We start from the raw sequence: 17,410 nt of genomic DNA, 5'->3' as shown, positions 1-17,410 counted from the left end.
CCTCATGTTCCTTCCTGCTGCTGTTCCAGCACTGCTGTTTTTCTAACTTCAATGGTTTTTTTCTTTCCGTCTGAGGTATGGTATGTCTCCCGGACATTTACATCCAGAAGCCCGTTCACATGGTCAATTCCAATAATATCGACCTGCATATCAGCATCAGAAGTCATCTGTTCTTTCAGATCCTGTACAAACGCCTCGGCCATCTGTTCCCTGGACTCATACTTTGTTTCCTTCATACTGTCCAGTGTTTGTTCAACTGCATTGGAGACATCCATTGTTAGTTCTGTTTTTCTGGAAGTTGTTCCGGAAATATTTTGAGTTATGAAAACCGAGTAAATTAAAATCACAAGCAGGATAACTCCTGTAACTGCACCTTTCATAGATCTCCTTTCTTATCTGTTCATTCTTATCCAAGCCAGATAAATGAACTGCTTGCTCCTGATTTTTCAAAAAATGTATTAATGGTGTCTGTCAGTGCTTTCTGGAATTGAGTTACAAACGTACCTTTTGCAAATACACATAAAGCCAACACTATAATCACTGCAACAATAATCAATCCATAATCTTCAAGAAAACTTTTCATCTTTGACTCCTTCCTGTCATATTCCGTCTTCTGCGGAACAGTTTGCATAGCTTCTGACCTGGCACACTTTCTCTATGCCGAACAGCGGTATCTGAAGCTTGTATTTTAAAGTTACCCGGCAGCGGCTTCTGCTGCTTTCAGAATCTTCCCGTGAAACATCCAAAGACACGTATCCGTCTTCTGACGCCTCTTTTTTACACTGGTCCACTACTGCTTCCGAGAAATCTGCCGCATGCATCTTATGGACTGCGGCAGACTGGTACTGCTTTGCATTGGAAACCGCCTTTGTATTGACACAGTAGAGTACATTTAAAAACATCCCTGCAGCAATAATAAAACAGCACACAAATGTTTCTATCGCCAACTTCATTCCTTGTCCTCCTCATAATGCGTATCCTTCAATTTCCTGCCGGCTGGCGATTCCCAGCAGCTTGACCCGTAAATAGTATGTCAGAACCACCTTATACTTTGGCCTGTGCTCATATAATTTATCATCCTTTACCGAAAGCTCATAACCCTTTTCTGCGGCTTCCTTTTTGCATTCTTTTATAACCTCCGGATCAAAGCCGCTGTTTTCTATTTTTCCTATGAAAGTCTCATGAACTTCCCTTGCACCGGCTTCTTCCAGTGCCGCCCCATTATAAGAGGCCATAACAAATGCACCCAGGCAAAGCAGAATAATACTGATCACTAATTCAACAGGAACTTTCATAGACACTCCCCTTTCGTCCTTACTGTCAGACACACGATACAGACTGAAATCAATATAAAGCAGACCGAAACATATGGATTTGACAGGCACATGCGGAATATGGCTGTAAGAGACAGCAGATTGCTAATCATATGAACCAGCATGGAAACTTTTAAATTCTGGTATTTTTCATAGAGAAAACAGAACACCATCCCCCAAAGCGCTGAATAGATACTCTGAACCAGCTTCCCGTGGCATAGCCCAAATATAATACTGGACGACAGGACGGCTTTATTCCTGCCCATTGGCTTCAGGCCCTGGTACAAGAATCTCCGAAACAATATTTCTTCCGCAGCGGGGCTTATAACTCCTGCTACAGCTATCTTCACCCATAATGGACTTTGCTCCGCCGGCTGAGGCAAAATCAGGACACGGCCATAGAACAGCCGGTTTAAATAAAAGAAAAGATACTGTGTCACCAAAAAGAATGCAAATGTAAAAAGAATCAGTGTGCCGGTGATTTGAAGAGGCTGTCTTTTTTGCCCTTTTAAAATGGACCTTGAAAAAAGAAATAAGCAAATACCGCTGACAGCATTGGGATATAGTCCGCTAACTCCGCACAGACTGCAGGCCTGGCCGCACAGCACATAGAATAAATAATAAACAAGAAACTGTTTCACATTTTCATTCACTGTGGTTTTCTCCGTAATTTTTCACTAATACTTTTACTCTTCCCTCTGAGACCAGACCAAGAGAGTTTCTAACTATATACAATAATGTGAACTCTTTTTCCACGCTGGTATCTAAGTATTCAGACTCAAATAAACTTCTGATTTCTTTTCCTTCTTCCGTCCTGACTGTGTAAATTTTTATTTTTCCGGTCAGATCCCCGTCGTTTTTATCGCTGGCTGTCACAAGCAGTTTTGGATTCAGACGGTCCTCTTTTTTTATAACAATTCTTCTTGCCGTCCCGTCTTCCTCCCTTACTCCTGACAGCTCCGGTTTCCCCTGTCTCTGAAAAAACTCATTGGATGAGATATGCTTCGTATCCTTAATACTGCCGTTGGCTTTCATTTGTGAAAATACTGCATTTCTTATAAGCAAAACAGCTCCCAGGGCTATAATTATCACCATAATCACTCTGCCGTAGCTCTCAATTATCTGTTTCAATGATCCCTCCTAACAAAGAACAGAGCATATAGAATCAAAAAAGACTGTTCCGAACCGGCCAGCGGCGGCTATGACTGCCCAAAGAAACCCAAGGACCGCAATCCCCGCGATCACATGCAAAATCAAGTTCCCGTATTCATCAATTATCGTCTTCATAAAGCTCTCCTTTTTAATCTATAAGCTGTACAAAATGAATATACACTGCACAGATACCGATTCCGGTCAGCAGCAAAAACAATATCCCGCCCATTTCTTCAAAAAAGTCCTGCATATATTCTCCTTTCTATCCCGGCAGTTTTGTCCATAATGTAAAAAAACTGCCAAAGATCAATCCCAAATCTATTATCATCTTAAAAGTTGCCAGCACCATGGGCACAAAAGTCAAAACTCCGATTCCTGCTATCTCATTCTCATTCTGCAGCCACTCTGCTTTATCCATTAATACGTTATTCCGGTGGATCAGGGTATTAATCTGTGCCTCCGAATCATTCTTTCCGCTGTTCGTAAGCGAATAGAGCATTCTGGCTGCAGACTGTATTTCCGGCAGTTCAAACTCAGATAAAAAATCCTGATACGGCAGGACCGACTCTGGTTCCCGGTCAATATCCCTGAGCAGTTTTTCAATTTGTTCTTTCAGGACATATGGGGCATCCGGAAGGGAATCCCTGATTGCCACATACACATTTTCTGTCTGCAGGCTGAGAGCAATCCCTCTGAGCCAATAGGGAAACTTTTGTTTTACTTCTTTTACAAGTCTTCTTTCTGCATTCTTTTTCTTCAGGGCCGGTGTCTCCCATGCCGCCAGAATCAAGGCAGCCACAGCGCCTATAATATAAAGGTTCTGCCAGTCAAATCCCAGAAGCAATATAGGGAAACTGACAGCAGTAATGATCCATGGCTGTTTCCCGTCTTTCTCTTCTCTCATTTTTCTGAAGTCTTTCTCAATCTGCTTTTGATGTTCATCCGTTGTGTCTTTAAGCCATGTTCCGGTAAGAAGCTTTTGAGCCCCAAGTAACAGAAAAAGAAACATCAGCAGGAGTAAAAATGCAGAAACCTGATAAAACTGTCCTTCCAGTACCTTTTCCAGCATGTCATCGCTGGAAAGCATCATAACTGTTGTTCCTGCTACTCCAAGAGACGCCGCAAGAGAAAGTACAATTTTAAACTTCATGCTCTTTCGTTCCTTTTGAAAAAGGTATGTCCTTTCTGTCCACTCTTTGATATCGTCTAAGATGATGTTTAATGTGCTTTGATATTGACCGCCTAGATTTTCAACTTTCACTAAATAATCATGGAGCATTTTCATACGGTCACACTGATATTCCTGCTCAATGCAGGAAAGTGCACTGGGATACAAATCACCTTCTGTCCCTGGGTGGCTGATCGATACTTCCGCTTCATTGATAAGCTGTAAGATCCGTCCTTCACAAAGCTGCTTTGTCTCCTCCAGTGCCACAATAATTTTAGGCTGCTTTTTAAAAGAATAAATCATCTGTTCCAGATAGTTGACCACGTCCCGGAACCTCTGCTGTTCATACAAATATTGAAACTGCCGGATAATGATGATGGGGAAAAAGCAAAGATATATGATACCAAGTGCTGTAATATAAAAAATTTTCAGATGAAAGAATCTGCCTGCCAACAGGATTCCTGCAAAAGATAAGAATAAAGTAAAAAGATATTTTTTGAATGAGTAGGAGTACCCATAACCATGGATCTCCTTTTTTAGATTTGTATATTTCAGATATCGGAGAATCCTTGGAAATCTCCTGTTTCTATTAAATCTTGTCATGTTTCCCCTCCTAATCGGAACGGGTCTTTGACCAGAAATTTTGTCTTTAATTTCTCCGGAAGTGTTTTATTTACGATCCTCCTGTCCTTTAAGATTATCTGAATCTTTTTTTCTCCGTTTTCGTCCGTGTAAAAACAGGCAATCTGATCCAGATAACGCCGGATCCTTCCGTCCGGTTCCTGCTGTTTTCGTACCAGGATGCCAAGATCTACAAAGCCATACACATCCCGCTCAATACGTTCTGCTGCAATAGGATCGTCAGTCATGTTCTTCATCCTTTCCGGAATTCTCCGCACATCATCTGTATGAACAGTCGTAAGAGAATAATGTCCTGTCGTAAGGGACTGAATCAAATGCTGTACCTCCTCCCCTCTTGCCTCAGACAAAAGAATCCATGTCGGAAGCTGCCGCAGGGATGCCTTGATGGCATCTACATATCCGAATGTGTCTTCATTTACTTCAATAGCGACACAGTCTTTACCCGGATTAATCTCTCTGTAATGTATCTCCAGGCTGTCTTCGATGGTGATGACTCTTTCCATATCAGGAATGAATCTGGTCAGATATTTTAAAAGCTCTGTCTTGCCGCTCCCCACCTGCCCTGCTATCACAATGTTCATATGTCCGAGGATACTGTTTTTCAAAAAATTCAAAATCTCTCTGCTGCAGTAGTCATCCATTACAATACTGTCTTCACAAAGCCTTACAACAGCCGGTGACTTCCTGATAGAGATACTGCGTCCGGTGGCACATACATCTTCATGGATAATTGAAATCCTCAGACCATCCACCTCTGCTTCCACCAGCGGATCATATTTATTAAACGGCGCCGAAACCGCATTGGCAATCCTGGCAGTGAACTGATTGATAAAGCTCTCTGAAATGTTCATGTTTTCCACTATATGCCTGCCCCGGTTCAGATCGTCTACAATCAGTTCTTTTCCGTTCCAGTTAATGTCTGTGACCATGTAATCTTTGATAAACGGCAGCAGCGGACCGAAATATTTGTCTTCAACTGCATATTTCTGCATAACCCCTCCTGATCGATAGGAATTTATTGATTGATGTGAAAATAGATGTAATACCTAGATAATTAGAATTGTTTAGAATAAGATATCTTATTTCCATATTTTAACTTATCCTATTCAGAATGTCAATAATATATTCCATTATTTTCCTTTTCAAACAAAGAAGGATAGAAAAAATGAAAAAGATGGTTGACACAGACGCCTTAATATTGTAGAATAAATTTTGTTCTCAGCAAGAGATTTGATATGGATATGCGATAGTAGTACAGTTGGTAGTACGCAACCTTGCCAAGGTTGAGGTCGCGGGTTCGAGTCCCGTCTATCGCTTTTTTTAATGCCAGAAAATCTAGTATTTCTCAGGGTTTCAGCAGTTTAAACAGTAAATTCAACTGCTGTCAAAATTAAATTATTGATGTCAAAAAGTTTGGACACTTTTTAAATAAAAAAATGACGATAGTTTTTATAAAACTGCCGTCATTTTTTTCGTTTCTTTTCCGCTTCCGTTGAAATAATGTAGCATTGTTCCGTGGTTGCGATATCCGAATGACCGAGTATATCTGCAATATCTCTGGTACTCATTCCAGCTTCATATAATACAGTTGCAACGGTTATGAGTAGCAGTTTGCCTATCGCTTCTTTTTTAATAAAAGGATTTTCTACTTCTCAGCCCCACTGACTATAATTGCACATACTGGCTTCTTTCCAGTTCTTCTACCTGTTCCAAAGTAAGACCGAAATATTTTGCAATTTCTTTCTTTTCACTGTCAATCAAATCTTCTATTATCTTACACATGGCTGCCACCCCTTTCTCATCTCCCTTAAAATATCGTGTCTTATTCTAATTTTTTTCTTCTAACCACAGTAATTGGGGTTCATAATGGAAATACCGTGTCAGGAATGGATTCTTCTTGTACATAAGGCTATATAATTGTTTCCCATCTCCATTTTTTACTCTATCATACTCTTCCTTCGTACACCTGACTCTTTCTTTTGTTGGATTAATCTCCAAATAATACTTTTTTTCTTTTTTCACTGTCTGAATTTCGTTGGTAAAACAGGCTGCAGAAATTGTTCTTTCACTGTCACTAACTTTGAAATATAGAAAACCTATCACGACAACCAATATCAAAATCATCCACCTGTTTCTTTTCATATTAAAGCTCCTTTTTATATTCAAATTCCTTTTAAACGATTTCAACTATTTTTATAGATATATCATCATAAGCTGGATAAATAGTCAAAACATGTTAATTTAATTCCTGTCACCCTCTATTTCCCCACTTTTGAAACATTTGAATATTTTTCAGAATTGATTGACAATTAACTTTATCTATGCTATTGTAAAAAAGTATTTTGATAAGATTTTGATTTTCACATATTTTTTGTAAATCATTACTATTTCTTGATGATTTACAAAAAATATGTGATTTTTTTATTTTTGCTTCAAATACAATAAAAAATATTAGGAGGTACCACATGAATAACGGTACAGTAAAATGGTTTAACAGCACTAAAGGATTTGGATTTATCACAAACGAAAGCACAGGAGAAGATGTATTCGTACATTTTTCAGGAATTGCTGCTGAAGGTTTTAAATCTTTAGAAGACGGACAGAAAGTTACATTTGAGACAACTCAGGGTAACCGCGGATTACAGGCTGTCAACGTTTGTCTTGCATAATAGCTTAGATCATATAAAAGGCTGCTCAGTTTTACACCGGGCAGCTTTTTTTGTATCTTAAGCTAAATTTACAGTTTTACAATATCGATGATCTGGTCAAACTGAACGGCAAATCCCTCATCATCTCTGACCATGTGAAGTATATCATCTTCTTCACTGTAGCGTGCAAATTCCACAAGCATAAATGTACCGGTTATCGTTTCATCTGCAGTCGTCACTTTAATCTTGTCCCCCTGAGAGATAAAAACTTCTTCCTTTACTTCTCCGTCCTCTTTCACAATTTTCACGCCTGGCAGCAGACTTGTAATATCCATAATTCATTCCTCCATAAAATATATTATAATAGAGATATTATACCTTACCGCAGGAAGTGCGCCAAGTCTAAAGGACATAAAATACAGAATGCCGCGGGTCTATGATTTTTCCTCATCGTTCTTTGTCTTTTCCATCTTTCTGGCATCTTCAAATAGTTTCTTCATACGCATGTCCAATCTCTGAGACGTCTTGTCTTCCGGTATTAAAGCTGGATCCGGTACTCTCCGGCAATCAAATTCCTTCTTATCCTTTCCATTCGTTTGCCTATGTCCCATATTCTCCCTCCTTTTATATTTTCATTTTATCACTGTTACATCCTATGAGAGCTGGTAAATTATGGATAATTTGTCCCATATATTATTTTATTCTTTCATATAGTTGAATATGCAACTAATCTGTGTTATACTTTTTATAGTTAAATTAGTATTCGGATATCTCCGTATCTGAAATACTAATTTTTTTGTCCTAAAATAGTTGGATCTTCAACTATTTGTTTGAAAGGAGGTTCATATGAAAAAAATCAGCAGGATGATTTCTGTTATTCACCGCCAGGGTATGCGCTTTTTTGACTGTTCCCTGTCTAAAACAGAAATCGGGCCGGGACAGCAGTTTTTTCTAATCTGCATCCACGAAAATCCCGGCATCAGTATGCAGCAGCTGGCCCAGAAGGGACATTTCGATAAAGGTACTGTTACAAAAGCTGTGAGAAAAATGGAAGATCAGGGATATTTAAGAAGAGAACCGGATGACTGTGATAAAAGAATTCATCACCTCTTTACAACACAGGAAGCAGAGCCGGCTCTTCAGACCATCTATGACCTGCGCGAGAAATGGAACAAGATCTTGCTGAAAGATCTGACACAGGAAGAGATCCGCCAGGCAGAACTGCTTCTTACAAAAATCTCAGACAATGCATATTCTTATATAGAAAAAAGGAGGGTAAAATAACTTGGAAACTCAAATAAAGACAAAACAAAAAGAAAACCCGCTCGGCTATGAACCGGTAGGCAGGCTGCTGCTTCAATTTGCAGTGCCGTCTACGATCTCAGTCCTGGTGAATTCTGTCTATAATATCGTAGATCAGATTTTCATCGGACAGGGGGTGGGATATCTGGGAAATGCTGCTACGACAGTTACCTTTCCCATCATTACAATTATCATGGCATTCGCCACACTGCTCGGGTCCGGCGGAAGCGCATATGCAGCCATCAAGCTTGGACAGAAAAAAGAAAGGGAAGCTGAAAAGACGCTGAACAACAACTTTATGCTTTCCATCATTACAGGAATCGTGCTGGCCGTAGTCGGCTTTATTTTTATGGAGCCTCTTCTCCGTTTATTCGGAGCCACAGACAATATTATGCCTTACGCAAAAGACTATGCGTCCATTATTTTGATCGGCGTACCTTTCAGTGTGATCGGTCCATGTCTGTCAAACATGGCAAGAACTGACGGAAGTCCCCGGCTGTCCATGTACGGCATCCTGATCGGAGCTGTGCTGAACACAATACTGGATCCAATTTATATTTTTAAATTTCATTGGGGCGTCAAAGGCGCTGCCATTGCAACCATTACATCGCAGATCATTTCCGCGCTCATCCTGTTTCTTTATTTCTGCAAAAAGAGCCAGATGCGCCTGCACCTGAAGGAACTGAAGCTGGATCCTTCTGTCTGTAAAAATGTCATAGCACTGGGAACTTCCTCCGGAATCACTCAGCTGGTTGCCTGTATTATGCAGATCACAATGAACAATTCACTTGTATACTATGGAAATATGAGTAAAGTAGGAGGAGATGTAGCGCTGAGCGCTATGGGAATTGTCATGAAACTCGCTATGATCCTGGCATCCGTCTGTATCGGAATCGGTATCGGCTCACAGACAATCTTCGGATTCAACTTTGGAGCGGAAAAATATCATAGAATCAAACACTTATTTAAGAATGCTGTAGCCGCAGCTACTGTTTCCATACTTATCGGATGGCTGTTCTGCCAGCTGTTCCCGGGATTAGTTGTTCAGCTGTTCGGAGGCGGTAATCCTTCTTTTGTAAGCTTTGCTGAAAAATGTCTCAGAATCTATCTGTTTGGTATTTTCTGTTCCGGTTTCCAGATCGTTTCCACAAACTATTTTCAGGCTACAGGGCAGCCGCTGAAAGCATCGATTCTCTCCATGCTCCGCCAGCTTCTTCTTCTGGTTCCCCTGATCCTGATTCTTCCGCGATTTTTTGGTCTGTACGGAATTCTCTTTGCAGGACCTATCGCCGATATATCATCTGCTGTGATTGTTGCTCTCTTTATCATCCCGGAGATGAAAAAGCTGAACCGTCATATCAAAGAAAAAGATATGGAAAAATCAGACGTGGAAATCACCACTGCATGACAGTATTTTTCGCGATTTAGAACAAAGTGGGCAATCCCACATAGAATACTTTTTTATTGCATAGGGGATTCTTAAGGAATTTCCTATACAATAAAAAACAGGTATACACAAAATGTGTATACCTGTTTTTAGTTCTGCCCCAAACTTTCGATGTCTTTTATCTGTTAATATGCCGTTGACCGGAATCGAACCGGTACGGGAGTATAAGTCCCGCAGGATTTTAAGTCCTGTGCGTCTGCCAGTTCCGCCACAACGGCTGATGGTGGGAGAAGGATTCGAACCTTCGAAGGCGTTGCCAACAGATTTACAGTCTGCCCCCTTTGGCCACTCGGGAATCCCACCATGTCACCTGACAATTTAAAATTATACTGTATGAATTATGAAATTGCAAGTATTTTTTTAATAATTCCGGTTAATCCCATTGTTTTTCTCGCCCTTTTCCTTTAAAATATTTTGTGGTTACACTACAAATCTAGGAGAAAAAGAAAGTATGAATGAGAAAAAACAAAAAAAGAAATTATCATTGACCGTGATGATTCTCAGCGCCCTGTTTTTAGGAATCATTATGGGTCTGCTGCTTCAGGGCCACCCGAAAATAGCTGAGAATTACATCCAGCCGTTCGGAACCATATTCTTGAACCTAATCAAAATGATCGTTGTCCCGGTTGTCCTGTTTTCCATCATCCAGGGAGTTGTGTCCCTGCAGGATATTAAAAAAGTTGGTTCCATCGGAGGAAAGACCATCTGCTTTTACATCGTTACAACGGCGTTTGCTGTTACCTTCGGACTGCTGTTTGCAAACGTCCTGAATGTAGGCGGAGGCTACGTTATGAACAGTGCTTCCCTCAAAGCATATGAAGGAGCTACCCAGGCCCCGTCCCTGATTGATACGCTGGTCAATATCTTCCCCTCAAATGCCGTAGAACCCTTAGTCAGCGCCACAATGCTTCAGGTTATTGTCATTGCACTGTTTTTCGGCTTCGGCATCATCATTGCCGGAGATAAAGGAAAGCCTGCGGCTGACCTGGTGGAAAGCATGTCTGAAGTCTGCATCAATATCATGGGCATTATCATCCATCTGTCTCCGATCGGTGTATTTGCCTTGATCACACCTGTGGTAGCGACAAACGGACCATCGGTGCTTCTGCCTCTTCTGAAACTGATCGGAGTTGCATACCTGACCAGCATTGTTCATATGGTTGTTGTCTATTCCAGTGCAGTCAAAGGATTCAGCGGAATCAGCCCGCTTAGATTCTTTAAAGAACAAAGCCCTGCTATGCTGTTTGCTTTCTCCAGTGCCAGCAGTGTGGGAACTCTTCCTTTCAACTATGAGTGTACTGAAAAGCTTGGTGCCCGGAAAGAGGTGGCAAGTTTTGTCCTTCCTCTGGGAGCTACCATCAACATGGACGGAACTGCCATCTATCAGGGCGTCAGTGCCATTTTTATCGCCCAGATCTTCGGCGTACATCTGACCCTGAGCCAGCAGCTGATGGTTATCCTTACAACAACCCTGGCTTCTATCGGAACGGCAGGAGTTCCCGGTTCCGGTGTTATCATGCTTGCCATGGTGCTGCAGAGTGTGGGACTGCCTTTAGAGGGAATTGCCCTTGTGGCCGGTGTGGACCGTATTCTGGATATGGCAAGAACTACAGTCAACATCACAGGAGACGCAGCCTGCACCATTTGTGTTGATGCCATGGAAAAACGGAAAGAAGCACGGAGAAAAGTAAAGATTTCAAACAATCTGTAATTAAAGCAAAAAAGATTCCGCACGCATTTTATATGCAGTGCGGAATCTTTTTATATTTCTGTTCCTTCAAACAATGTTTCAAATTCACTCTGGTTGATCCGTTCTCTTTCCAGCAGCAGTTTAGCACAGCTGTGCAGAACTTCCATGTGATCTTCAATGATAGCTTTGGCCTTTTTATAGCAATCATCTACAATATCTTTTACTTCCTCATCAATGATCGTTGCCACACGTTCACCATACGGACGAGGCTGCCCGATTTCTTTTCCAAGAAAGACCTCATCTCCTTCATTGCTGTCATAATTAATCAGCCCGAGGCGGTCTGACATTCCATATTCAGTTACCATAGATCTGGCAAGCTGGGTCACCTGCTTGATGTCCTGGGAAGCACCTGTAGTAATGTCATCGAAAATCAGTTCTTCTGCAATCCTTCCGCCAAGACTTACCATGATATTGTGAATCATCTTTCCTTTGGTGTTAAATATATTGTCATTCTCCGGGAGAGGCATCGTATAACCTGCTGCTCCCACACCGGTCGGTATGATTGACACGGTATAAACCGGCCCCATATCCGGCAGTACATGAAACAGAATCGCGTGCCCCGCTTCATGGTATGCAGTAATCCTGCGTTCGCTTTCCGGAACGACCCGGCTTTTCTTCTCTGTACCGATCCCTACCTTGATAAAGGACTTGTCAATATCTTCTTTTACAATATATCCTCGGTTATTTTTAGCTGCCTGTATGGCTGCCTCATTCATCAGGTTTTCCAGATCTGCACCAACAAATCCTGCAGTGGTTCTGGCAATCTGCTGAAGGTCCACATCATCTCCTAACGGCTTCTTCTTGGCATGAATCTTTAAGATCTCTTCTCTTCCTTTGACATCCGGACGTCCCACGCCTACTTTCCGGTCAAAACGTCCCGGACGGAGGATCGCCGGGTCAAGGATATCCACCCGGTTGGTAGCTGCTATGACGATAATACCCTCGTTGACTCCGAAGCCGTCCATCTCAACCAGCATCTGGTTCAGTGTCTGCTCCCTTTCATCATGGCCGCCGCCCAGTCCGGAACCTCTCCGCCTTGCGACCGCATCAATCTCATCAATAAATATGATACACGGAGCATTCTTCTTTGCCTCTGCAAACAAATCCCTTACGCGGGCAGCTCCGACACCGACAAACATCTCTACAAAGTCAGACCCTGAGATGCTGAAAAACGGAACATTTGCTTCTCCTGCCACGGCTTTTGCGATCAATGTTTTACCGGTTCCCGGAGGTCCTACTAAGAGAACTCCCTTTGGAATCCTTGCTCCGATGCCGATAAACTTCTTCGGATTCTTAAGGAAGTCTACAACCTCTTCCAGCTCCTCTTTTTCCTCGGTCAGCCCTGCCACGTCATCAAAGGTGACTTTCGGTCCATCCGGATTTGCCATTTTAGCACGGCTTTTTCCGAAGTCCATCATCTTTCCTCCGCCGCCGTTCTGCTTCATCATCATGACAAGGAAAAAGATTAAAATACCTACCATCAAAAGATTCGGCAGCAGGGTGGTAATCCACTCGCCGCTGTGGTCAATCGGCTTAACCACCATCTTTTTATATAGGTCTGGATACTTGGTTTCAATTTCTTTTACCGCAGTATCCACATTTGTGACATTACAGTTCTTGTAAACTTCATTTTTCAATTCTACCGTCATAGTGCCGGTGGGAACCTCTTTATTTTGTTTCATTGTGATTCCGACTACCTGGCCCGCTTTTGCGTCCTGACGAAACTGTGAGTAATTATAATTGTCTTCCGTGCTGTTCATCATCCTGGAAAAATAAATAATCCCCAGACATAATATCACTGCAAGGAACAAAAAATTGCTGTTTCCTTTTCTTGGGTTCAAGTTACTGTCTCCTCTCTGCTACTCTTCTGCAACGCCAATGTATGGAAGATTCCTGTACTTTTGTGCAAAATCCAGTCCGTATCCCACTACAAATTCATCCGGCACATCAAATCCTGTGTATGCGACTTCCACGTCTACTTCCCTGCGCTCAGGTTTATTCAGCAGGGTACAGATCTGAATACTTTTAGGCTTCCTGCTCAGGAGCATCGGCTTCAGATGGTTCAAAGTCTTTCCTGAATCAATGATATCTTCCACAATCAATACTTCTTTATTTTCAATCGGCTCATCCAGATCCTTGGCAATCTTAACGATTCCTGATGATTCTCTGGAATCCCCATAGCTGGACACAGACATAAAATCAATTGTCACCGGGACTGTAATCCTTTTGGCCAGTTCACAGGCGAAAAACACACCGCCCTTTAAGATGGCAATCAAATGTACTTCCTTTCCTGCAAAGTCTCTGCTGATCTGAGCTCCCATCTCTTCGATCCTCTGGTCTACAGCTTTCTCCGAGATCAATTCTCTAATCCCTACTTGTTCCATCTTTCCGTTTTCCTCCTAATTGTATTCCAATTTTAAATATCTTTCCGTTTCTTCTGAAACCTTATACATTTCGCTCAGCCGGTACCCGATGATCCAGATGATCCGGCTTCCGTCTGCAGCCAGGGGAATTTTATCCCTCTCTTCTCTCGGAATCTTCTCATCAATGAAATACCGGTTTAAAGACTTTCTCTTTCCATCCTTTGAATAAATGAGATAATCTCCCGGTCTGCGGTACCGTAATTGGATGTCTTTGTCTATTTTATCATAATCAATGATTTTGGTAAAATCTTTTTGTCCCGTTTTTTCATCCCCGTCTGTCTCTGTCAGGCTCAAACATCCCATGTGTGTGGCTTCCTCAGAAACTTTGGCAGTTTCCACCATCAGCTCTTTGTATGTTTTAGCAGCTTTAAGCCCATACGGAAGGTCAATAGACTTCCCTGTCTCCTTATAAGCCAGCTCACATAAATTCTGAACATGAATCTTTTCAATATCTTTCTTTTTACCCGCTGCGTACTCTATGACCTGCTTTGCCAAAAGTCTGCGGACCGGCTCCGGTTCTTCCAAAAATCTCTCAAGGTCAATGCCGCATCCCCTTTCATGCTGTTTGACACAGGCACTCCAGGCCTTTGCCAGCAGCTGTTCCAGATACCGGTTCCACTCCTCTATCTCCTCTGTGAGGGAAAAAATATGTTCCACAGCTTTTGAGTTGACCTGGGTCAGCACAGGAATCACCTGATTGCGGATTTTGTTTCTTGCATACGTATTGTCTTCATTGCTTAGGTCTTCCATCCAGCTTTGGTTCTTTTCCTTTAAATAAGAAATAATCTCTGACTTGGAAAGACATAAAAGGGGCCGGATCACATCTCCCCGGACAGGTTCCATTCCCTTCAGCCCCCGGATGCCTGTTCCCCTGGCTATCCGGTAGAGAACCGTCTCTGCCTGGTCATTCTGGTGGTGAGCCACAGCAATCTTTCCTCCCCCATGCTGCTTTAGAACCTTTCTGAAACACTGGTAGCGGATCAGTCTGCCTGCTTCCTCCAAAGACATGGACTTTTTCTCAGCCGTTTTCTTTACGTCTTCCACAAAAGTTATCCACGGGACCTGAAGCTTTTGGCAGAGTTTTTCCACAAACTGCTGATCTTTTCCCGCCTCTTTGCGGATACTGTGGTTGACATGGACTGCTTTCAAAGTGAGATCATACTCCTGTCTGAGCCCGCATAAAAGCAGGAGCAGACATACGGAATCTGCTCCCCCGGAAACTCCCACAGCGATGAAGTCCCCCTGTTTAATCATATGATGCTCTTGAATGAAACTGTGTACTTTATCCATAGTAATACTTTATCATTCCCAATCCTCAGATTCAATACTTATCCCAAATTCCGAGTCCGATCATTGTCATGTCATCCTTTTTTTCATAACCGTCTGTATTCTCGATCATTTCCATCAGTTCATCCACAAATCCCTGCGGCCTTGCAGTGTGAATCCGGCTCATATATTCCATCAAAATCTCTACGCCATTTTCGCCCAGAGAATCAATGATGCCGTCACTGACCTGCAGGATAAAATCCTCTGCCTCCAGTTTCTTTCTGTGTATGGGAAGGTTTTTCTCTTTGAGGACCCCTACCGGCAGGCTGTCCAGCTGGATCATCTCCACCTGCCCCTTGCGTTTCAGGAAACAGGGGCATGCGCCTAATTTCAAGAAACTGCCGATCCCTGCGTGCAGGTCAATCTGAATATAATCTAATGTGGAATACCTTTCTTTTTCAGGCCAGAATACAAAAATAGACTGCAGCAGCTGGATGGCTCTCTTTTCATCCAGTCCCACTTCCAGCAGTTCCTCCAGTGTTTCAATAACTGCCTTGCTGTCTTTATTGGCCGCATTTCCGGTACCCATACCATCGGAGATCATGGAAACAAATCTGTGATTTCCAACGTTCCCCACAGAGAAATTATCCCCATTTTTCATATCTTCTTTCTCAGCCCTGGAAATAACTCCTGTCAGCACATGAAATTTTGTAGCAGCCTGGACACCCATCATTTCATAAGCTTCCCCAATGGCCTGTTTGCCGTTGGGAAGAGGCTGCAGCTTTTCCTGCAGTATAACTGACAGCCACCTTGCCACTTCTTTGGTGGTTCTCTCCCTTCCTTTCTGCGCCTTTAAAAACAAGTAGATCTGCTTTCCTCTCATGTCGTCTTCATAAATATATACTTTTTTTACTTTCAGATGGTGGGCCTTCAGCCCTTTTTCAATCTTTTCCTGTACAGGCTGCACTCCGGAAAGCCGGTATTTCTGTTCAGCAAAACTTCTGAACATTCTGCCCGCCTCTATGTACTGCTCTCCGATCATTCTGCGCATCTCCACAAATCTCTGCCCGCAGGCATACAAAAAAAGTTCTCTCTCATAAATAGTGTTAATCTCATCCACCCACTCCTTTTCTCTCTGGCACCTGCACACAGAGCGGATGTTTTGTACACTTAAGCCTCCCTGCTTTTCCAGCAGCTCACCCAGCTTGTCCCGGTCCTCCAGGGTAAGCTGGCATTTTTCTTTACCCTGGCACAGCATACATTCTTTCAGGATTGTACTCTCTATGATTGTTCTTCCATCTTTCTTTTCCGGACCGTCTCCCTGTTCCGAGCACATCCTTCTCCCAATGGTGGTAAGGCAATGTTCGATCTGTTTCATATTATATGATGTAATATCCTCCAGCTCATTGAAGAAAATTTCTTCCACTGGTTCTTTTTTCTTAATAATCGGCATCCTGGACCCTCCTTCAAATATTAATTATACAAGGGGCTTATGTCATAATTTGCTGAAATGGATCAAAGGGGCACAATTCCCTGTAAAGAGTTCTTGTTATTTTTCACTGGGACAGCTAAAATGATCTTAGAATATTTTTTAGGAGGTAATGAATGGAGTATGCAGACGAATTAATTCCTATTTTAAAATCGTCCCTTCCTTTCTGGGAACACCTGACCGAAACTGAAAAGAAAACTCTTTCCCAGTGGTCCCAACTGGTCCGCTATGAAAAAGGAGGCATCATCCGGTGCCAAAATTGTGAGTGCACCGGCGTACTGATCATTAAAAGCGGAAGTGTGCGTACCTTCATGCTCTCAGAGGAGGGAAAAGAAATCACACTGTACCGCCTGGACCAGGGAGATGTCTGTGTTCTTTCTGCATCCTGTGTCCTCTCCGCAATCACTTTTGAGGTACAGATGGAGGCCGTAACAGAAAGCGAGATCATACAGATCAGCGCCGGGGCCTATTCTGAAATCGTAGACCAGAATATTTATGCGGAAGCATTTACTTATAAACAGGCTACGGAACGCTTTTCTGACGTGATGTGGACCATGCAGCAGATCCTGTTTATGAGCTTTGACAAACGTCTGGCTATTTTCCTTTTAGATGAAAGCAGCAAAACCGGATCAGATACTATCAGCATGACCCAGGAACAGATTGCAAAATATACGGGAAGTGCAAGAGAAGTTGTCAGCCGGATGCTCAAATATTTTTCATCGGAGGGACTTGTAAAGCTGTCCCGGGGCGGAGTGACTCTTCTTGACAGGAAGCGGCTGAAGCATATGGTCTCCTGAACAAATAAAATAC

22 protein-coding genes and 3 tRNA genes are annotated in these 17,410 nt (G+C 42.4%); 6 read left to right on the top strand and 19 right to left on the bottom strand.

All coding sequences use genetic code 11. The features are described from left to right. Window positions 1–2 precede the first annotated feature (2 nt). The 9 genes from KH180_RS01055 to KH180_RS01015 all read right to left on the bottom strand — a co-directional run bounded on the left by KH180_RS01055 (window position 3) and on the right by KH180_RS01015 (window position 5,267). Window positions 3–380 carry an alpha trans-inducing protein gene (locus tag KH180_RS01055; RefSeq protein ID WP_290755548.1) on the bottom strand — a complete coding sequence of 126 codons (378 nt, stop codon included), beginning with the start codon at window positions 378–380 and terminating at the stop codon, window positions 3–5. A 26-nt stretch (window positions 381–406) separates the two neighbouring features. After that, a complete protein-coding gene (locus KH180_RS01050; protein WP_290755546.1) occupies window positions 407–583 on the bottom strand; it encodes a hypothetical protein in 177 nt (58 codons plus the stop codon). A 16-nt stretch (window positions 584–599) separates the two neighbouring features. Further along, on the bottom strand, window positions 600–953 hold the full coding sequence (locus KH180_RS01045; protein WP_290755544.1) for a DNA methyltransferase: 354 nt from the start codon (window positions 951–953) through the stop codon (window positions 600–602). A gap of 12 nt (window positions 954–965) precedes the next feature. Further along, window positions 966–1,295 carry a hypothetical protein gene (locus KH180_RS01040; protein ID WP_290755542.1) on the bottom strand — a complete coding sequence of 110 codons (330 nt, stop codon included), beginning with the start codon at window positions 1,293–1,295 and terminating at the stop codon, window positions 966–968. Then, window positions 1,292–1,966, bottom strand: a complete 675-nt coding sequence (locus KH180_RS01035) for a CPBP family intramembrane glutamic endopeptidase (RefSeq protein WP_290755541.1) — start codon at window positions 1,964–1,966, stop codon at window positions 1,292–1,294. The genes KH180_RS01040 and KH180_RS01035 overlap by 4 nt, the downstream gene beginning before the upstream one ends. After that, the gene (locus KH180_RS01030; RefSeq protein ID WP_290755540.1) at window positions 1,959–2,444 is read right to left on the bottom strand and encodes a hypothetical protein; all 486 of its coding nucleotides are present in this window, start codon (window positions 2,442–2,444) and stop codon (window positions 1,959–1,961) included. Before KH180_RS01030 ends, KH180_RS01035 begins: the two co-directional genes overlap by 8 nt. A gap of 9 nt (window positions 2,445–2,453) precedes the next feature. After that, window positions 2,454–2,600 carry a hypothetical protein gene (locus KH180_RS01025; protein WP_290755538.1) on the bottom strand — a complete coding sequence of 49 codons (147 nt, stop codon included), beginning with the start codon at window positions 2,598–2,600 and terminating at the stop codon, window positions 2,454–2,456. Window positions 2,601–2,727: 127 nt separating this feature from the next. After that, entirely contained in the window at window positions 2,728–4,236 is a 1,509-nt protein-coding gene (locus tag KH180_RS01020) for a hypothetical protein (RefSeq protein ID WP_290755536.1), read from the bottom strand. Continuing rightward, window positions 4,233–5,267, bottom strand: a complete 1,035-nt coding sequence (locus tag KH180_RS01015; protein ID WP_290755533.1) for an ATPase, T2SS/T4P/T4SS family — start codon at window positions 5,265–5,267, stop codon at window positions 4,233–4,235. The genes KH180_RS01020 and KH180_RS01015 overlap by 4 nt, the downstream gene beginning before the upstream one ends. 251 nt (window positions 5,268–5,518) lie before the next feature. On the opposite strand from KH180_RS01015, the gene KH180_RS01010 reads away from it, so the two are divergent. Beyond that, a tRNA-Gly gene (locus KH180_RS01010) sits at window positions 5,519–5,591 on the top strand. Between the two features lie 147 nt (window positions 5,592–5,738). Here the strand turns inward: KH180_RS01010 and KH180_RS16920 are convergent. Both KH180_RS16920 and KH180_RS01005 read right to left on the bottom strand, forming a co-directional pair. Further along, window positions 5,739–5,876, bottom strand: coding sequence for a tyrosine-type recombinase/integrase (locus KH180_RS16920; protein WP_442859900.1), 138 nt, complete (start codon window positions 5,874–5,876; stop codon window positions 5,739–5,741). A gap of 226 nt (window positions 5,877–6,102) precedes the next feature. Beyond that, window positions 6,103–6,417 (bottom strand): hypothetical protein, encoded by a 315-nt coding sequence (locus KH180_RS01005; protein WP_290755532.1) that lies wholly within the window; start codon window positions 6,415–6,417, stop codon window positions 6,103–6,105. Between the two features lie 323 nt (window positions 6,418–6,740). Here KH180_RS01005 and KH180_RS01000 point away from each other — a divergent pair, with 323 nt between their 5' ends. After that, window positions 6,741–6,944, top strand: coding sequence for a cold-shock protein (locus tag KH180_RS01000; RefSeq protein WP_022260655.1), 204 nt, complete (start codon window positions 6,741–6,743; stop codon window positions 6,942–6,944). Between the two features lie 68 nt (window positions 6,945–7,012). Here KH180_RS01000 and KH180_RS00995 read toward each other — a convergent pair whose 3' ends face one another. Next, window positions 7,013–7,258, bottom strand: coding sequence for a hypothetical protein (locus KH180_RS00995; RefSeq protein ID WP_290755529.1), 246 nt, complete (start codon window positions 7,256–7,258; stop codon window positions 7,013–7,015). A 99-nt stretch (window positions 7,259–7,357) separates the two neighbouring features. Continuing rightward, window positions 7,358–7,534, bottom strand: a complete 177-nt coding sequence (locus KH180_RS00990; protein ID WP_290755527.1) for a hypothetical protein — start codon at window positions 7,532–7,534, stop codon at window positions 7,358–7,360. 235 nt (window positions 7,535–7,769) lie between these two features. Here KH180_RS00990 and KH180_RS00985 point away from each other — a divergent pair, with 235 nt between their 5' ends. Both KH180_RS00985 and KH180_RS00980 read left to right on the top strand, forming a co-directional pair. Beyond that, window positions 7,770–8,207 carry a MarR family winged helix-turn-helix transcriptional regulator gene (locus tag KH180_RS00985; protein ID WP_290755525.1) on the top strand — a complete coding sequence of 146 codons (438 nt, stop codon included), beginning with the start codon at window positions 7,770–7,772 and terminating at the stop codon, window positions 8,205–8,207. Between the two features lies 1 nt (window position 8,208). Further along, window positions 8,209–9,633, top strand: coding sequence for an MATE family efflux transporter (locus KH180_RS00980; protein ID WP_290755523.1), 1,425 nt, complete (start codon window positions 8,209–8,211; stop codon window positions 9,631–9,633). Window positions 9,634–9,803: 170 nt separating this feature from the next. Here the strand turns inward: KH180_RS00980 and KH180_RS00975 are convergent. Then, a tRNA-Leu gene (locus KH180_RS00975) sits at window positions 9,804–9,890 on the bottom strand. Between the two features lie 3 nt (window positions 9,891–9,893). Then, window positions 9,894–9,975, bottom strand: a tRNA-Tyr gene (locus tag KH180_RS00970). Window positions 9,976–10,123: 148 nt separating this feature from the next. Between KH180_RS00970 and KH180_RS00965 the strand changes: the two genes are divergently transcribed. Beyond that, entirely contained in the window at window positions 10,124–11,383 is a 1,260-nt protein-coding gene (locus tag KH180_RS00965) for a dicarboxylate/amino acid:cation symporter (RefSeq protein WP_290755521.1), read from the top strand. Between the two features lie 50 nt (window positions 11,384–11,433). On the opposite strand, the gene ftsH is transcribed toward KH180_RS00965, so the two are convergent. The 4 genes from ftsH to KH180_RS00945 all read right to left on the bottom strand — a co-directional run bounded on the left by ftsH (window position 11,434) and on the right by KH180_RS00945 (window position 16,564). Then, complete coding sequence (gene ftsH / locus KH180_RS00960) at window positions 11,434–13,263, bottom strand: ATP-dependent zinc metalloprotease FtsH (RefSeq protein ID WP_290755519.1); 1,830 nt, start codon at window positions 13,261–13,263, stop codon at window positions 11,434–11,436. Window positions 13,264–13,281: 18 nt separating this feature from the next. Further along, the gene (hpt, locus tag KH180_RS00955) at window positions 13,282–13,806 is read right to left on the bottom strand and encodes a hypoxanthine phosphoribosyltransferase (RefSeq protein WP_290755517.1); all 525 of its coding nucleotides are present in this window, start codon (window positions 13,804–13,806) and stop codon (window positions 13,282–13,284) included. A gap of 15 nt (window positions 13,807–13,821) precedes the next feature. Next, window positions 13,822–15,099: a tRNA lysidine(34) synthetase TilS gene (tilS, locus tag KH180_RS00950; protein ID WP_290755515.1), complete on the bottom strand. Its 1,278-nt coding sequence runs from the start codon at window positions 15,097–15,099 to the stop codon at window positions 13,822–13,824. A 67-nt stretch (window positions 15,100–15,166) separates the two neighbouring features. Further along, window positions 15,167–16,564 (bottom strand): SpoIIE family protein phosphatase, encoded by a 1,398-nt coding sequence (locus KH180_RS00945; protein WP_290755513.1) that lies wholly within the window; start codon window positions 16,562–16,564, stop codon window positions 15,167–15,169. Window positions 16,565–16,716: 152 nt separating this feature from the next. On the opposite strand from KH180_RS00945, the gene KH180_RS00940 reads away from it, so the two are divergent. After that, a complete protein-coding gene (locus KH180_RS00940; protein WP_290755511.1) occupies window positions 16,717–17,397 on the top strand; it encodes a Crp/Fnr family transcriptional regulator in 681 nt (226 codons plus the stop codon). The last annotated feature ends 13 nt before the right edge of the window (window positions 17,398–17,410 follow it).

The sequence above is a fragment of the Anaerostipes sp. genome (genome assembly GCF_018381315.1).
Taxonomy (GTDB): Bacteria; Bacillota; Clostridia; order Lachnospirales; family Lachnospiraceae; genus Anaerostipes.
The sequence above is the reverse complement of the archived record's forward strand: the minus strand, read 5'-3'. Positions and strand labels throughout refer to the sequence as shown.

Bases quoted from the DNA above. Each gene is read 5' to 3' on its own strand.
- KH180_RS01020 (WP_290755536.1), bottom strand. From the start codon at position 4,236: ATGACAAGATTTAATAGAAACAGGAGATTTCCAAGGATTCTCCGATAT.
- KH180_RS01025 (WP_290755538.1), bottom strand. From the start codon at position 2,600: ATGAAGACGATAATTGATGAATACGGGAACTTGATTTTGCATGTGATC.
- KH180_RS00965 (WP_290755521.1), top strand. From the start codon at position 10,124: ATGAATGAGAAAAAACAAAAAAAGAAATTATCATTGACCGTGATGATT.
- KH180_RS01040 (WP_290755542.1), bottom strand. From the start codon at position 1,295: ATGAAAGTTCCTGTTGAATTAGTGATCAGTATTATTCTGCTTTGCCTG.
- KH180_RS01045 (WP_290755544.1), bottom strand. From the start codon at position 953: ATGAAGTTGGCGATAGAAACATTTGTGTGCTGTTTTATTATTGCTGCA.
- KH180_RS01000 (WP_022260655.1), top strand. From the start codon at position 6,741: ATGAATAACGGTACAGTAAAATGGTTTAACAGCACTAAAGGATTTGGA.
- KH180_RS00945 (WP_290755513.1), bottom strand. From the start codon at position 16,564: ATGCCGATTATTAAGAAAAAAGAACCAGTGGAAGAAATTTTCTTCAAT.
- KH180_RS01015 (WP_290755533.1), bottom strand. From the start codon at position 5,267: ATGCAGAAATATGCAGTTGAAGACAAATATTTCGGTCCGCTGCTGCCG.
- KH180_RS00990 (WP_290755527.1), bottom strand. From the start codon at position 7,534: ATGGGACATAGGCAAACGAATGGAAAGGATAAGAAGGAATTTGATTGC.
- KH180_RS01005 (WP_290755532.1), bottom strand. From the start codon at position 6,417: ATGAAAAGAAACAGGTGGATGATTTTGATATTGGTTGTCGTGATAGGT.
- tilS (WP_290755515.1), bottom strand. From the start codon at position 15,099: ATGATTAAACAGGGGGACTTCATCGCTGTGGGAGTTTCCGGGGGAGCA.
- KH180_RS00940 (WP_290755511.1), top strand. From the start codon at position 16,717: ATGGAGTATGCAGACGAATTAATTCCTATTTTAAAATCGTCCCTTCCT.
- KH180_RS00995 (WP_290755529.1), bottom strand. From the start codon at position 7,258: ATGGATATTACAAGTCTGCTGCCAGGCGTGAAAATTGTGAAAGAGGAC.
- hpt (WP_290755517.1), bottom strand. From the start codon at position 13,806: ATGGAACAAGTAGGGATTAGAGAATTGATCTCGGAGAAAGCTGTAGAC.
- KH180_RS00985 (WP_290755525.1), top strand. From the start codon at position 7,770: ATGAAAAAAATCAGCAGGATGATTTCTGTTATTCACCGCCAGGGTATG.
- KH180_RS01055 (WP_290755548.1), bottom strand. From the start codon at position 380: ATGAAAGGTGCAGTTACAGGAGTTATCCTGCTTGTGATTTTAATTTAC.
- KH180_RS01050 (WP_290755546.1), bottom strand. From the start codon at position 583: ATGAAAAGTTTTCTTGAAGATTATGGATTGATTATTGTTGCAGTGATT.